Source organism: Citrobacter tructae (assembly GCF_004684345.1).
GTDB classification, from domain to species: domain Bacteria; phylum Pseudomonadota; class Gammaproteobacteria; order Enterobacterales; family Enterobacteriaceae; genus Citrobacter; species Citrobacter tructae.
Window position 1 is genome coordinate 432,183 of record NZ_CP038469.1, and the last position, 15,732, is coordinate 447,914.

Genomic DNA, 15,732 nt, shown 5'->3' on the forward strand with positions numbered 1-15,732 from the left:
GAATAATTAAAATGCCAATAGCGGTACATTTTATTGAACTAAGTTATATACTGATGATGGTCTTTTTTTTATTTTTTTATAATAAAAAAGGCTTACCACTTGTTGAGGGCGCTTTCCTATTACTCATAATTTGCTCACCCTACTCAATATCAATAATTCCGTTTAGGCAAGACACATATGAACTCTATGGTTTATATAGTAATACTAAAATATTAAATTTGATGAATTTTTATAAATTCGCTGGTCTTTCAATTCTCGATATATTTGCAATACTGGTAATTCTAAAGAATTTTAATTCTGCATTGTATATTCCACATTTCTTTAAAGTCTTTTATTTATCTATAATATTACTTTCAGTAATAGCATATACTTTTTCATCACTTACAATGTGGGCACCTGAGTTGGATAGTGTAACTCGTGCGTTATCTGTACTTAAATCTATCGTTTATATAGTGAGTGTATATTGTGTAATTGAAAGGTCATGCCGACGGATGGGTATGAGTGCCTTTTTTAGAATGTTGGCAAATATTATATTTATTTATTGTTTTGTAAATGCTATTTTATTGAATTTTCTTCCTGCGTGGTATACGTGGGTTAAATATTCATTTAACTATCTTTTTCTCGACCAAACAGATCAATTTATTGTATTTTTATATTGTGTTTTGGTTTTTTGGGGGCCTCAAAGTAATCAGGGAAGATTTAAAATATATGCATTTTTATTAATTATGCTATTAGCCATAAGTGGTGGGAAAGGGGGGGTTTATTCTCTTTTAATACTGTTTTTTTCATGGTGTTATCAGAGAATGCAAGCTAGTAGTGCTAGTTTAGGAGGAATGTTCATCTGTATTGTACTATTATCTTGGATTTTGTCCTATATAATTGGGTTATATGAATTAGATATTTCAATATACACTCGTTATTTTCAAGTTAAACAACTTTTAATTAACTATGAGAATAATCTTCTTTTAATGCTATTTGGACTTGGGCCAGCAAAAGCATACTTATTTTATAGTCAACCTGCTATATTTGACCCGGGTGCATATACAACAGAAGAATTAAGCTCTAACTTTAAATTGGCATTCCAAATGCCTTATTTATCTTGGCTTAAGAATTTCGGTATCTTAGGGGGCGTGATGCTTTTTATATCGCTTAATTTTGTGGTTAGAACAGCTTTGCGTTTTAGGCATATAGCTATTTTTTCCCCTGCTATAATTTATGCGCTTGGGTTATATTTTGTCATGGTTGGGTTTATGGATTTTCCTTCCTTTGGTTTAAAAACAATCATTCCTATTAGCCTTTATATTTATATGGTTAAGTGTAATATGATATCTTATAATAAGGAGGTGCAATGATTATTATAGATGGGATTATATTTTCTTTGCAAAAATCTGGTGGCATTTCTGTTTATTATAATGAACTTCTTCACCGTTTTACTGGGCAGTCTGAGAAGATTTGTCATTTAGTATATGAAAATGAAAATAGCTATACCAGTAATCTTATTATAAACAAAAAAATTCGTTGGCATTTAGAAGTGGAGAGATTTAGGAAAGTTGATGTATTTGGTAAGGAGAATGATATTTTTCATTCTAGCTACTATCGACTCCCATCTAAAACTTATGCAGGGAAGATAATTACTACTGTTCATGATTTTACCGAGAACTTATATCCTAGAGGGCTTAAATCAATAATTCTTAATGCTCAAAAAAGAAACTCGATATTAAAAAGTGATGGGATAATATGTATATCAGAAAACACGAGGCGGGATATGCATAAGTTTATTCCTGAGTCAGTGAATATTGCCACTCGAGTTATCTATAATGGTGTTTCTGACTTTTCATTTAATAACCAATATGAACATTTTGAACCCTACGTTATATTCATTGGAGCGAGAGATGGGTATAAGAATTTTGAAATGTGTGTCCAGGCTCTTCATAATTTACCCGAAATACAGTTAATCGTTATTGGGGGGGGGCAGTTGACTGATTATGAATTGAAATTATTGAATGAAAATATACCTAATAGATATAAGCATGCCGGATTCATTTCCGAATGCGAGTTGGAAAGTTATTACCAAAATGCATTAGCATTAGTTTATCCATCTTTTTATGAAGGATTTGGTATACCGGTAATTGAAGCAATGAAGTGTGGATGCCCGGTAATAGCATCTAAATCATCATCTGTACAAGAGATTGCTGGAAATGCCGCTGTTTTAATCGAAAATATAACGGCGGAAAAAATAGGGTTGAATATTCTTAAGCTTAAGAGTCCTGCTATCCGTACACAAATAATAACGCTAGGACTGAACAACGCCAAAAAATTTTCATGGGATAAAATGGCATCAGAAACTTTAGATTTTTATAATTATGTAAGAGGTGAAAAATGAAAGTTGCTTTAATTACTGGTATTACTGGTCAGGATGGTTCTTATTTGGCAGAATTTCTTCTGGATAAAGGATATGAGGTTCACGGTATTAAACGTCGGGCATCATCATTTAACACAGAGCGTGTTGATCATATTTATCAGGATCCGCATACCAACAACCCTCAATTTCATCTGCACTATGGAGACCTAACCGACACCTCAAACTTAACCAGAATTTTGTCTGAAGTTCAACCTGATGAGGTTTATAATCTAGGCGCTATGAGCCATGTTGCTGTATCATTTGAGTCACCCGAATATACTGCTGATGTTGATGCTATGGGGACTCTGCGTCTTTTGGAGGCTATTCGTTTCTTGGGGTTGGAAAAGAAAACTCGCTTTTATCAGGCATCTACATCTGAGTTATATGGTTTAGTTCAAGAAATACCGCAGAAAGAAACCACTCCTTTCTATCCGCGTTCTCCATATGCGGTTGCTAAACTTTACGCGTACTGGATCACAGTTAACTATCGCGAATCTTACGGTATGTATGCTTGCAACGGTATTCTGTTTAATCACGAATCCCCACGTCGTGGTGAAACATTTGTGACTCGTAAAATTACACGCGCTATCGCCAACATTGCTCAGGGTCTGGAGAAGTGCTTATATCTAGGTAATATGGATTCACTTCGTGACTGGGGCCATGCCAAAGATTATGTAAGAATGCAGTGGATGATGTTGCAGCAAGAGCAACCTGAAGACTTTGTAATTGCAACGGGTAAGCAAATTTCCGTGCGTGAATTCGTGCGGATGTCCGCATTAGAGGCCGGGATTGAGATTCAGTTCAGTGGCGAAGGTATAAATGAAATTGCGACAGTTGTGAATGTGTCTGGTAACTGTGCGCAAGAAGTACGAGTTGGTGATGTGATCGTTCGTGTTGATCCTCGTTATTTCCGACCAGCTGAGGTAGAAACATTGCTTGGCGATCCAACAAAAGCAAAAGAAAAACTGGGATGGGTGCCAGAGATTAGTGTTGAAGAAATGTGTAAGGAGATGGTAAAAAGTGATCTTGAGAAAGCTAAGCAGCATGCACTCTTAAGAGCAAATGGCTTCGATGTTTCCATTTCTTTGGAGAATTAAAGCGTGGCTAAGAGAATATTTGTTGCAGGACATAATGGAATGGTGGGATCCGCTCTGGTAAGAGAACTTTGCCAGCAGCAGAGCAATGAAGTAATTACTAGAAGCCGAGATGAACTTGATCTTCTCTCGCAGGCTGCTGTGAATGATTTTTTCAAAAAAGAGAAAATTGACCAAGTTTATTTGGCTGCAGCAAAAGTTGGCGGCATTCAAGCTAACAATACTTTCCCTGCGGATTTTATTTATCAAAATCTTATGATTGAGAGCAACATTATTCATGCTGCTCATGTTAATGACGTTAATGAATTGCTTTTTTTGGGGTCAAGCTGTATCTATCCTCGAGATGTTGCCCAGCCAATGCGAGAGGAGGCACTTTTGACCGGTATTTTGGAAAGCACTAATGAGCCATACGCTATCGCAAAGATTGCTGGCATAAAACTATGCGAGTCATACAATCGACAATATGGTCGTGATTATCGCAGCGTGATGCCGACTAATTTATACGGTTCTAATGATAACTTTCATATTGAAAACTCTCATGTTATCCCTGCTTTGATTAGACGTTTCCATACTGCCAAAGTTGAAAATCAAGATACTGTTACAGTGTGGGGAAGTGGTACACCAAAACGTGAATTCTTGTTTGTAGATGATATGGCTTCGGCATCGATTTATGTGATGAATTTGCCAACTGAAACTTACGCTAAAAATACTTCACCGATGCTTTCGCATATCAATGTGGGTACTGGTGTTGATTGCACAATTCGTGAACTTGCAGAAACAATTGCTTCTGTCATAGGTTATAAAGGACAGATTGTCTTCGATGCTAGTAAGCCTGATGGTACTCCACGAAAGTTAATGGATGTTGAGCGTCTTGGTCGTATGGGGTGGAGATGGTCGACATCATTGCGTGATGGACTAGTGCTCACCTATGAATGGTTTTTGAAAAACCAAAATAGTTTCAGGAAATAGGATTTGCAAATGTTGGATTTTGCGTTATTTAAAACGATAGTTAATTATGCACCACTTATATCAATTGATCTTATCGTTTATAACAGCAAGTCAGAAGTATTATTGGGGAAAAGAATAAACCCTCCGGCAAAAAATTATTATTTTGTTCCGGGTGGAAGGGTTTTTAAGAATGAAAAGATTGCCGATGCTTTCGATCGGATTTGTCAATCTGAATTAAGGTGTAAGATTGAATTTTCTTCTGTAATACCTTGTGGTGTATTCGAACATTTCTATTCTGATGCTTTTGTTGGGGCAGATATTAGCACTCATTATATCGTATTAGCGTATGAGATTCATATGGACGCAGAGTTGCAGAAACTTCCCCCAGCACAGCATGCTGAATATACCTATATGTCAGTTGAACGTATTAGAAACAATCCTAACGTTCATCATTATACCCAGCAATACTTTAGCTAGAAGGTTAAAATGACTAACATCATTCTTCCCGTAGTGATGGCCGGTGGAACAGGAAGTCGCTTATGGCCGCTTTCCCGAACTTTGTATCCAAAGCAGTTTCTGACATTGACATCTTCTTCATCAATGCTTCAAGAGACAATTGTGCGTCTCGATGGATTAACGCATGAACATCCACTAATCATTTGTAATGAGGACCATCGTTTTATTGTTGCAGAGCAGCTTAGGCAACTTGAGTTACAGCATAGCGGCATTATCCTTGAACCTGTAGGCAGAAATACGGCTCCAGCAATCGCATTAGCAGCTTTACATGCCATTAGAAATCAAGATGATCCAATTTTACTGGTATTAGCAGCGGACCATGTAATTCAAGATAATTGCGCGTTTCTTACTGCGATTGAAAAAGCGTTAGATCTTGCTGTTGGAGGAAAGCTTGTAACCTTCGGTATTGTTCCTAATAAACCAGAAACTGGCTATGGTTATATAAAGCAAGGCAAACCAGTGTCAGAAGATGCTTTTGAAGTCTCTGAGTTTGTTGAAAAACCAGACTTAGACACAGCTAAAAGATATCTAAATGAAGGTACATATTACTGGAATAGCGGGATGTTTATATTTAGAGCGTCACGTTACATTGAAGAGTTGAAATTATATAGACCGGATATATTAGATGCTTGCATCAATGCTCTGGAAGATGCTTCACTTGATCTTGATTTTACTCGGCTTAATACTACTTCTTTCACTCAATGTCCTGATGAATCAATTGACTATGCTGTTATGGAGCAGACATCTGATGCGGTTGTTGTCCCATTAGATGCTGGTTGGAGTGATGTCGGTTCGTGGGCTGCTCTTTGGGAAGTGGATACCAAAGATAATAATAACAATGTTATTCATGGTGATGTGGTTGCTATCGACACACAGCGCAGTTATCTTTATTCCCAGCATAGATTAATCAGTGCGGTAGGTTTAGATAATATAATTGTTGTTGAAACTAAGGATGCTATTCTTGTTTCACATAAAGACAAAGTACAATCTGTTAAGGACGTTGTTACTTTTCTTAAATCGTGCTCGCGAAGTGAATATCTGCAGCACAGGGAATTATACCGTCCTTGGGGAACCTCAGATGCGGTATCCGAAGGTAAACGCTATCATGTCCGTAAAGTGACAGTTAAGCCTGGAGAACGTACTGCTACCCAAATTCACTATCACCGAGCAGAACATTGGATTGTCGTGACAGGAACTGCAAAAGTATATTGCGGAGAGAAGATACAACTCCTGACTGAAAATGAATCCACATATATTCCAGTTGGTATATCTCATTCTCTGGAAAATCCAGGAAAGATCCCCTTAGAGATTATCGAAGTCAGAACTGGCGCTTATCTTGAAGATGATGACATTGTTCGGCTTGAACAATATACTCACGGTAGCAATTATGAAAGTTAGCATTATCACCGCAACTTATAATAGCGCAACGACTCTGTCAGATACTTTACTATCTCTAGATTTACAGTCATATAATGATATTGAATATATTATCATTGATGGAGCTTCCCGAGATTCCACTCTTGAGCTTATTAATAGTGTGTCTCGCCGAGTTACTAAAATTATAAGTGAACCTGATAAAGGTATCTACGATGCCTTGAATAAGGGAATTCGAGCAGCAACAGGCGATATAGTTGGTTTCCTGCATTCGGATGATTTACTTGCCTATCCTGACGCGATTGCTGATGTAGTTGATGAATTTATAAAAAATCAATGCGATGCTGTTTACGGAGATTTAGATTATGTATCGAAAGACAACATCAGCAATGTCGTTCGTCGATGGAGAAGTGGTAATTTCAAACGTTTTAAAATGCAATTAGGTTGGATGCCTCCGCATCCTAGCTTCTATATGAAGCGGGAATTATATTTGAAATGGGGGGGGTTTAATTTGGATTATAAAATCTCAGCAGATTACGATTCTTTGGTCAGATATTTATGGACGCATAGCGCTAGAGTCTCCTATTTACCTAAAGTTCTTACTAAGATGCGAGTTGGTGGTATGAGTAATCGTTCTTTTGCTAATATCGTCCAGAAGTCTAAAGAAGATATTAAGGTTATGCGTAGCAATGGGCTGTTATGGCCTATTGTGCTTGTATGTAAAAACTTTTCTAAACTTCCACAGTTTCTTAAATAACTATGAAAAATTTAACCTGTTTCAAAGCCTACGATATTCGCGGCAGGCTGGGCGAAGAGCTGAATGAAGATATCGCGTGGCGTATCGGCCGCGCTTACGGCGAGTACCTGAAGCCAAAAACGATTGTCCTTGGCGGCGATGTGCGCCTGACCAGCGAGACGCTGAAGCTGGCGCTGGCGAAAGGACTGCAGGATGCAGGCGTGGATGTGCTGGATATTGGTATGTCGGGCACCGAAGAGATTTATTTTGCCACTTTCCACCTGGACATTGATGGCGGTATTGAAGTGACCGCCAGCCATAATCCGATGGATTACAACGGCATGAAGCTGGTGCGGGAAGGGGCACGGCCCATCAGCGGTGATACCGGTCTGCGCGACGTGCAGCGCCTGGCGGAAGCAAATGACTTCCCGGCGGTTGATGAGACAAAACGTGGCCGCTACCAGCGCATTACTACCCGTGATGCCTACATTGACCACCTGCTGGGTTACATCAATCCCGCCAACCTGAAACCGATGAAGCTGGTGCTCAATTCCGGCAACGGCGCGGCAGGTCCGGTGGTTGACGCCATTGAAGCCCGTTTTAAGGCGCTGGGCGTGCCGGTCGAGTTCATCAAAATTCACAACACGCCGGATGGCAACTTCCCCAACGGTATTCCCAATCCTCTGCTGCCGGAATGCCGGGCCGACACGCGCAATGCAGTGATTGAACACGGCGCGGATATGGGGATTGCCTTCGACGGTGATTTTGACCGCTGCTTCCTGTTCGATGAAAAAGGTCAGTTCATTGAGGGCTACTACATTGTCGGCCTGCTGGCGGAAGCGTTTCTGGAGAAGAATCCGGGGGCGAAAATTATCCACGACCCACGCCTGTCCTGGAACACCGTGGATGTGGTGACGGCGGCAGGCGGTAAACCGGTGATGTCAAAAACCGGGCACGCGTTTATCAAAGAGCGGATGCGCCATGAAGATGCCATTTATGGCGGCGAAATGAGCGCGCACCACTATTTCCGCGATTTTGCCTATTGCGACAGCGGAATGATCCCGTGGCTGCTGGTGGCGGAGCTGCTGTGTCTGAAAGAACAGTCGCTGGGCGCACTGGTCCGCGACCGGATGGTGGCCTACCCGGCGAGCGGAGAAATAAACAGTACGCTGGCAGAGCCGACGGCAGCAATTGCGCGCGTGGAGCAGCATTTTTCCCGTGAGGCGCTGTCGGTGGACAGAACGGACGGTATTAGCATGTCGTTTGTCGACTGGCGCTTCAATTTACGCTCTTCCAATACCGAACCGGTGGTGCGCCTGAACGTGGAATCGCGCGGAGATATTCCATTGATGGAAGAAAAAACGAAGTTAATTCTGGATCTGCTAAGGAAGTAGGTAAATGAGTTATAGGTGAACTGCTGATTTGCTGCTTAGAGAGAGTATTAGGCAATCGGTGTGACATAGATCAGCAAAAGCTATTCATTCATCCTATTACTGAGTTAACATCTGGAATACATTTAAGCCGCGCATACCTTGCGCGGTGACCACACCTGACAGGAGTATGTAATGTCTAAGCAACAGATCGGCGTCGTCGGTATGGCAGTGATGGGGCGCAACCTGGCGCTCAACATCGAAAGCCGTGATTATACCGTTTCCATCTTCAACCGCTCCCGCGAAAAAACTGAAGAAGTTGTTGCCGAGAACCCGGGTAAGAAACTGGTTCCTTATTACACGGTGAAAGAGTTCGTCGAGTCTCTTGAAACCCCACGTCGTATCCTGTTAATGGTGAAAGCGGGGGCTGGCACCGATGCTGCGATCGATTCCCTGAAGCCGTATCTGGATAAAGGCGACATCATCATTGATGGTGGTAACACCTTCTTCCTGGACACTATCCGTCGTAACCGTGAACTGTCCGCGGAAGGCTTTAACTTCATCGGTACCGGCGTGTCCGGTGGTGAAGAAGGTGCCCTGAAAGGCCCTTCCATCATGCCCGGTGGTCAGAAAGAAGCGTATGAGCTGGTTGCTCCTATCCTGACCAAGATTGCCGCGGTAGCTGAAGATGGCGAGCCGTGCGTAACCTATATTGGTGCTGATGGTGCCGGCCACTATGTGAAAATGGTACACAACGGGATCGAATACGGTGATATGCAGCTGATTGCTGAAGCCTATTCTCTGCTGAAAGGTGGCCTGAATCTTTCTAATGAAGAGTTGGCTACCACCTTTACTGAGTGGAACGAAGGCGAACTGAGCAGCTATCTGATTGACATCACCAAAGACATCTTCACCAAAAAAGATGAAGACGGTAAATACTTGGTTGACGTGATTTTGGACGAAGCGGCGAACAAAGGCACCGGTAAATGGACCAGCCAGAGCTCTCTGGATCTGGGCGAACCGCTGTCGCTGATCACCGAGTCCGTATTCGCGCGCTACATCTCTTCCCTGAAAGACCAGCGCGTTGCGGCATCTAAAGTGCTGTCCGGCCCACAGGCTAAGCTGGCTGGCAATAAAGCCGAGTTCGTTGAGAAAGTTCGTCGCGCGCTGTACCTAGGTAAAATCGTCTCCTACGCGCAGGGCTTCTCTCAACTGCGCGCTGCGTCTGACGAATACAGCTGGGATCTGAACTATGGTGAAATCGCGAAAATTTTCCGCGCTGGCTGCATCATTCGTGCGCAGTTCCTGCAGAAAATCACCGACGCCTATGCTGAAAACAAAGATATCGCGAACCTGCTGCTGGCTCCGTACTTCAAAAATATCGCTGATGAATATCAGCAGGCGCTGCGTGATGTAGTAGCTTACGCTGTTCAGAACGGTATTCCGGTTCCTACCTTCTCCGCTGCGGTTGCCTACTACGACAGCTATCGTGCAGAAGTACTGCCTGCTAACCTGATCCAGGCACAGCGTGACTACTTCGGTGCACATACGTATAAACGCACCGATAAAGAAGGTGTGTTCCACACCGAATGGCTGGATTAATCTGATTTAGTCTAACTGTAAAAGTAGGCCCGGAGCGCTCCTCCGGGCTTTTTTATTGCCAAAAAATGGGATTCAGCCAGGTCCGATATCCGGTGTTGTAGCAAAGCACGATATACTGGTGCAATGCAGAGCCGATGCGCCACGTTGTTGGCAGCGTGTTCACCCTCAAATGTTCAACCGGAAGAAGTTACACAGAGAATGAAGATAACTATCTCAGGAACAGGTTATGTTGGTTTGTCGAACGGTATTCTGATTGCCCAGCACCATGAAGTGGTCGCTCTGGATATCGTTCCGACGAAGGTTGAGATGCTGAATCAGAAAAAATCGCCGATCGTTGATAAAGAGATCGAAGAGTATCTGGCGACAAAACAGCTTAATTTCCGTGCAACGACCGATAAGTATGATGCTTACCGCGACGCGGACTACGTTATTATCGCGACGCCAACTGATTACGATCCGAAAACTAACTACTTTAACACCTCGAGCGTCGAGTCAGTGATCCGCGATGTGGTCGAAATCAACCCAAATGCGGTGATGGTAATTAAATCAACGATTCCGGTTGGCTTTACGAACTCCATTAAAGAACAGTTGGGCATCGACAATATATTCTTTTCACCAGAATTCCTGCGTGAAGGTCGTGCACTGTACGACAACCTGCATCCGTCCCGTATCGTTATTGGTGAACGTTCCGAACGCGCCGAGCGTTTTGCCGCGCTGCTGCAGGAAGGTGCGGTTAAAAAGGACATTCCGACGCTGTTTACCGACTCGACTGAAGCTGAGGCCATAAAGTTGTTCGCTAACACCTATCTGGCGTTACGTGTGGCCTACTTTAACGAGCTGGATAGCTATGCAGAAAGTCTTGGTCTGAATTCACGGCAGATTATTGAAGGTGTGTGCCTGGATCCGCGTATAGGTAATCACTACAACAACCCGTCATTCGGCTATGGTGGCTACTGCCTGCCGAAAGATACTAAGCAGTTGCTGGCTAACTACGCGTCTGTGCCGAATAATATTATTGGCGCGATCGTTGATGCGAACCGTACGCGTAAAGACTTTATTGCAGATTCTATTCTTGCGCGTAAGCCTAAGGTGGTCGGCGTGTACCGTTTGATCATGAAAAGTGGTTCCGATAATTTCCGTGCATCATCGATTCAGGGCATCATGAAGCGTATTAAGGCAAAAGGTGTGCCCGTTATTATCTATGAACCTGTTATGAAAGAAGACGAGTTCTTTAATTCTCGTGTGGTACGCGATCTGAGGGTTTTTAAGAAAGAAGCCGATGTGATTGTTTCTAACCGTATGACCGATGAGCTAGCAGATGTGGTGGATAAAGTATACACCCGCGATCTGTTTGGTAATGACTAATAATAGAAGATAAAAAGGGGTGGTTATCCACCCTTTTTCACTAACGATAAATATCAACTTTTTCGGGAAGATATTTCTTATATTTTTCTAATGTTGATAAAATATTTTCTTTTGAAATGGTATAGAGAATATCCTCTTCCGTTTCACCAGTACGTTTTGCCCCAAATCTCTCGTGAAATTTAATGACCGAAAGATTACCTTTCCTAACATCGAAATGGGCTCTTTTAAAGCCTAATTCTAGGGCGTAACTATACACCAGCAAAGCAGATTCTATTGCACAGTGTGAAGGCGCATCTTCCGCGACTACCCATGATCCCCAACAGAATGAATCTCCTTGTTGGTCGTACATTCTAACTGTACCGAGTGGATTATTATCAAGGTCGGTAATCAGAAAGTAAGCCTGCCCATCACTGGTTAAATAATCCTCAATCCATTTCTTTTGTTTACTGATATCGGCTGAAGTTGCGCTAATAAAACGGCCTTTTTTTTCATTTGTTCTGATCTTAACAATAAAGTCAGCATCAGAAGGTGCCACATTTCTTAGCTTTATACTCCTTCCAGTAATACTTTCTGCTTGGGTAATTGCCACTTTAGGTGAGTTGTCGTTCATTAAAATAAGCCTCTAGTATTAATACGCGTACTAAATATTTCTGTACATATAAATAACTTTAAACTTTGTAGAAATCACGGTACCAGTCAACAAAGTTCTTCACCCCATCATTTACCGTGATTTCAGGTTTAAAACCAATTACCTCATACAGTGCTTTAGGGTCCGCGCTGGTTTCCAGCACATCACCTGGCTGTAGTGGTAGCATGTTTTTCTTCGCTTCAATACCCAGAGCATCTTCCAGAGCCTGGATATAGTCCATTAGCTCAACCGGTGAACTATTGCCGATATTGTAGATGCGATAGGGCGCAATGCTGGCTGCTGGCGTGCCTGTTTCAACGGTCCATTGCGTGTCTGCGTGTGGAATGACATCCTGCAGGCGAATGATTGCTTCTGCGATATCATCGATATAGGTAAAGTCGCGCTTCATTTTGCCGTAGTTATAGACGTCAATACTCTTCCCTTCCAGCATCGCTTTGGTGAACTTGAACAGCGCCATATCCGGTCGACCCCATGGACCGTACACGGTAAAGAAACGCAACCCAGTTGTGGGCAATCCGTACAGGTGGGAATAAGTATGGGCCATCAGTTCGTTGGCTTTTTTGGTTGCCGCATACAGGGATACGGGATGATCAACGGAATCATCCGTTGAGAAAGGCATTTTGCGGTTCAGACCGTAAACTGAACTGGATGAGGCATAGAGTAAATGCTGAATTTTATTATGGCGACACCCTTCCAGTATGTTCAGAAAGCCTGTGAGATTTGAGTCTGCATAGGCATGCGGGTTTTCGAGTGAATAACGTACACCAGCCTGTGCGGCGAGATGAATCACACGTTCAAAATGCCCGGATGCGAAAAGTTCACTCATACCCTCGCGGTCGGCTAAATCAATTTTATGAAACTGGAAACCAGGCTGTGCTAGTAATTCCAGACGAGCTTGTTTAAGGCTGACGTCGTAGTAATCGTTCAGGTTATCAATACCGACTACTTGATGGCCAGCCTCAAGGAGGCGTTTGCTAACGTGGAAGCCGATGAAACCAGCGGCACCCGTAACCAGGTATTTCATGTTTATTCCTCTTTTTGGCTAAATAATAGCCAGGCACCAACAGGTGCTACTAAAAAGTGGAATGATACCGTTAGATGGTAAAAAAGCTAATTGTTATATTATTTACGCCTACCATTTTTACTGGTCAGACGGTAAGTATTCACGATGTGAATTCAAAAAATGAATTGTAAAGTATAACGATTAGCGGGCATGATGATCTTACCCACCAATAGTGGACACGGGACTAAGTGAGTAAACTCTCAACCAGAGGTGACTTATGACAAAGCCAGCATCAACCAACAAAAAGCCCCGTAAACAGTACACACCGGAATTCCGTCAGGAAGCCCAGAAGCTTGCAGAACGCATCGGTGTTGCTGCCGCAGCTCGCGAACTCAACCTGTATGAATCACAGCTTTATGCCTGGCGCAGCAAGCTGAAAAATGCAGATTCCTCTTCCGAACGTGAACAGGAAATGTCCGTTGAAATAGCCCGTCTTAAGCGACAACTGGCAGAACGAGACGAGGAGCTGGCCATTCTCCAAAAGGCCGCGACATACTTCGCGAAGCGCCTGAAATGAAGTATGTCTTCATCGAAAAATATCGGGCAGATTTCAACATCAAAGCGATGTGTCGTGTGCTTCGGGTTGCCCGCAGCGGCTGGTATGTCTGGCTCAGATGTCGTCACCTGATGAGCCTGCGCCAACAGTTTCGGCTCACCTGCGATGCCGCTGTCCATAAGGCATTCACTGAGGCAAAACAACGTTATGGTGCGCCCCGTCTCGCTGACGAACTGCCGGAGTACAACATCAAAACCATTGCCGCCAGCCTGCGCCGTCAGGGCTGCGGGCGAAAGCCAGCCGTAAGTTCAGCACGACCAGCTATCGGGTACATGGCCTGCCTGTGTCAGATAACCTGCTGAAACAGGACTTTTACGCCAGCGGCCCGAACCACAAGTGGGCAGGTGACATCACGTACTTGTGTACCGATGAGGGTTGGTTGTATCTCGCAGTGGTCATCGACCTGTGGTCGCGGGCGGTTATTGGCTGGTCGATATCACCGCGAATGACAGCACAACTGGCCTGTGATGCACTGCAAATGGCGCTGTGGCGGAGAAGACGCCCGGAAAGCGCCATTGCTCATACGGACCGTGGTGGTCAATACTGTTCAGCGGATTATCAGGCGCTGCTGAAGCGACACAACCTGCGTGGCAGTATGAGTGCGAAAGGGTGCTGTTATGACAATGCCTGTGTGGAAAGCTTCTTCCACTCACTGAAAGTCGAATGTATCCACGGTGAACGCTTTATCAACCGGGAAATAATGCGGACAACGGTATTTGATTATATCGAGTGTGATTACAATCGCTGGCGTCGTCACAGCGCTTGTGGCGGTCTCAGCCCTGAACAATTTGAAAACAAGAATCTCGCTTAGAGCTGTGTCCACATTACGTGGGTAAGATCATGAAACCTGTTTGTTGATGGTTTTTTGCACATGAAGATGTTCTTTGAGTATTGACACTTTTGTTTAATTGTATTGTTTTTCAGTAGTGATTGAAATACCAATCAAAATCCCTGAAACAATTTGATTTTTTTATCATTAATCCTATGGCATTACCTCAATTTATAGCTAAACTGATTCCAATTTAAGTCTTTCCTTATCTAGGGTTTCTATGTCTGTAAGTGATAACAACATGTCCGGGCGCAGTCACTATCCGGAACAGATTGATCTGATTGATTTACTGGTACAGTTGTGGCGTGGGAAAGTAACAATCGTTATCGCGATTGTTATTGCCATAGTGCTTGCTGTGGGCTATCTGGCAGTTGCTAAGGAGAAATGGACCTCAACAGCCATTATTACTCAACCGGATGTTGGTCAGATCGCCACATATAACAACGCCCTCAATGTGTTATATGGTGTCAGCGCTCCCAAGGTTGCTGAACTGCAGACAAACGTGGTTGGTCGTTTCAGTACCTCTTTCTCTGCATTGGCTGAAACGCTTGATAATCAGGAAGAACCACAGAAACTGTTAATTGAACAGTCTGTTAAAGGTCAACCGCTGCCGTTAGCGGTTTCTTATGTGGGTGGCTCACCTGAAGACGCTCAGCGTCAGCTGGCTGAATACATTCAACAAACAGATGAAAAGGTCGCTAAAGAGCTAGAACTTGACCTGGTTGATAATATCAAGTTGCAAACAACCACGTTGAAAGACTCTCTGAAAACTCAGGAAGTGGTCGCTCAGGAGCAAAAAGATCTGCGAATTAAGCAAATTCAGGAAGCGCTGCGTTATGCAGAGCAGGCCGGGGTGACTAAGCCGCAAATTCAGCAGACGCAGGATGTGACGCAGGACAGTATGTTCCTGTTGGGTAGTGATGCCCTGAAGTCCATGATTGAGCACGAATCTACACGCCCTTTGATATTGTCTGATAACTACTTCCAGACCAAACAAAAGCTGTTGGATATCGAAAGTCTTAAGCTTGAAGGGGCTGAGTTACACTCATACCGCTATGTAATGAAACCAACGTTACCGATTCGTCGCGATAGCCCGAAAAAAACGATCACTCTGGTGCTGGCGGTCCTGCTCGGTGGGATGATTGGCGCAGGCGTGGTACTGGGGCGCAATGCGTTACGTGGTTACAAAGCAAAAGCATAGTAAGTCAGTACGACACTGAGTTGAACAA

At 43.3% G+C, this 15,732-nt stretch carries 13 protein-coding genes and 1 pseudogene; 12 read left to right on the plus strand and 2 right to left on the minus strand.

The features are described from left to right. The first annotated feature begins 11 nt into the window (after nt 1-11). From E4Z61_RS02585 to ugd, 10 genes are all read left to right on the plus strand, one after another. A complete protein-coding gene (locus E4Z61_RS02585; RefSeq protein ID WP_135321404.1) occupies nt 12-1,352 on the plus strand; it encodes a hypothetical protein in 1,341 nt (446 codons plus the stop codon). Further along, the gene (locus E4Z61_RS02590; protein ID WP_135321405.1) at nt 1,349-2,383 is read left to right on the plus strand and encodes a glycosyltransferase family 4 protein; all 1,035 of its coding nucleotides are present in this window, start codon (nt 1,349-1,351) and stop codon (nt 2,381-2,383) included. Before E4Z61_RS02585 ends, E4Z61_RS02590 begins: the two co-directional genes overlap by 4 nt. After that, nucleotides 2,380-3,498, plus strand: coding sequence for a GDP-mannose 4,6-dehydratase (gmd, locus tag E4Z61_RS02595; RefSeq protein WP_135321406.1), 1,119 nt, complete (start codon nt 2,380-2,382; stop codon nt 3,496-3,498). Before E4Z61_RS02590 ends, gmd begins: the two co-directional genes overlap by 4 nt. A gap of 39 nt (nt 3,499-3,537) precedes the next feature. Next, nucleotides 3,538-4,464 (plus strand): GDP-L-fucose synthase, encoded by a 927-nt coding sequence (gene fcl, locus E4Z61_RS02600; RefSeq protein ID WP_167817575.1) that lies wholly within the window; start codon nt 3,538-3,540, stop codon nt 4,462-4,464. A gap of 9 nt (nt 4,465-4,473) precedes the next feature. Further along, entirely contained in the window at nt 4,474-4,920 is a 447-nt protein-coding gene (locus E4Z61_RS02605; protein ID WP_135321408.1) for a GDP-mannose mannosyl hydrolase, read from the plus strand. A gap of 18 nt (nt 4,921-4,938) precedes the next feature. After that, the gene (locus E4Z61_RS02610; RefSeq protein ID WP_276608767.1) at nt 4,939-6,357 is read left to right on the plus strand and encodes a mannose-1-phosphate guanylyltransferase/mannose-6-phosphate isomerase; all 1,419 of its coding nucleotides are present in this window, start codon (nt 4,939-4,941) and stop codon (nt 6,355-6,357) included. Then, nucleotides 6,347-7,090, plus strand: coding sequence for a glycosyltransferase family 2 protein (locus E4Z61_RS02615; protein WP_071692455.1), 744 nt, complete (start codon nt 6,347-6,349; stop codon nt 7,088-7,090). The genes E4Z61_RS02610 and E4Z61_RS02615 overlap by 11 nt, the downstream gene beginning before the upstream one ends. Before the next feature lie 2 nt (nt 7,091-7,092). Beyond that, the gene (gene cpsG, locus E4Z61_RS02620) at nt 7,093-8,463 is read left to right on the plus strand and encodes a colanic acid biosynthesis phosphomannomutase CpsG (RefSeq protein ID WP_135321409.1); all 1,371 of its coding nucleotides are present in this window, start codon (nt 7,093-7,095) and stop codon (nt 8,461-8,463) included. Nucleotides 8,464-8,634: 171 nt separating this feature from the next. After that, nucleotides 8,635-10,041 (plus strand): NADP-dependent phosphogluconate dehydrogenase, encoded by a 1,407-nt coding sequence (gene gndA, locus E4Z61_RS02625; protein WP_135321410.1) that lies wholly within the window; start codon nt 8,635-8,637, stop codon nt 10,039-10,041. A 198-nt stretch (nt 10,042-10,239) separates the two neighbouring features. Next, nucleotides 10,240-11,406: a UDP-glucose 6-dehydrogenase gene (gene ugd, locus E4Z61_RS02630; RefSeq protein WP_135321411.1), complete on the plus strand. Its 1,167-nt coding sequence runs from the start codon at nt 10,240-10,242 to the stop codon at nt 11,404-11,406. 40 nt (nt 11,407-11,446) lie between these two features. On the opposite strand, the gene E4Z61_RS02635 is transcribed toward ugd, so the two are convergent. Together E4Z61_RS02635 and E4Z61_RS02640 are read right to left on the minus strand one after the other, a co-directional pair. Next, nucleotides 11,447-12,016 (minus strand): GNAT family N-acetyltransferase, encoded by a 570-nt coding sequence (locus tag E4Z61_RS02635; protein WP_135321412.1) that lies wholly within the window; start codon nt 12,014-12,016, stop codon nt 11,447-11,449. A 58-nt stretch (nt 12,017-12,074) separates the two neighbouring features. After that, a complete protein-coding gene (locus E4Z61_RS02640) occupies nt 12,075-13,079 on the minus strand; it encodes an NAD-dependent epimerase (protein ID WP_135321413.1) in 1,005 nt (334 codons plus the stop codon). 256 nt (nt 13,080-13,335) lie between these two features. Here E4Z61_RS02640 and E4Z61_RS02650 point away from each other — a divergent pair. Together E4Z61_RS02650 and wzzB are read left to right on the plus strand one after the other, a co-directional pair. Continuing rightward, a pseudogene (locus tag E4Z61_RS02650) lies at nt 13,336-14,485 on the plus strand (IS3 family transposase). A 238-nt stretch (nt 14,486-14,723) separates the two neighbouring features. After that, nucleotides 14,724-15,704, plus strand: a complete 981-nt coding sequence (gene wzzB, locus E4Z61_RS02655) for an LPS O-antigen chain length determinant protein WzzB (protein ID WP_135321414.1) — start codon at nt 14,724-14,726, stop codon at nt 15,702-15,704. Nucleotides 15,705-15,732: the final 28 nt, after the last annotated feature.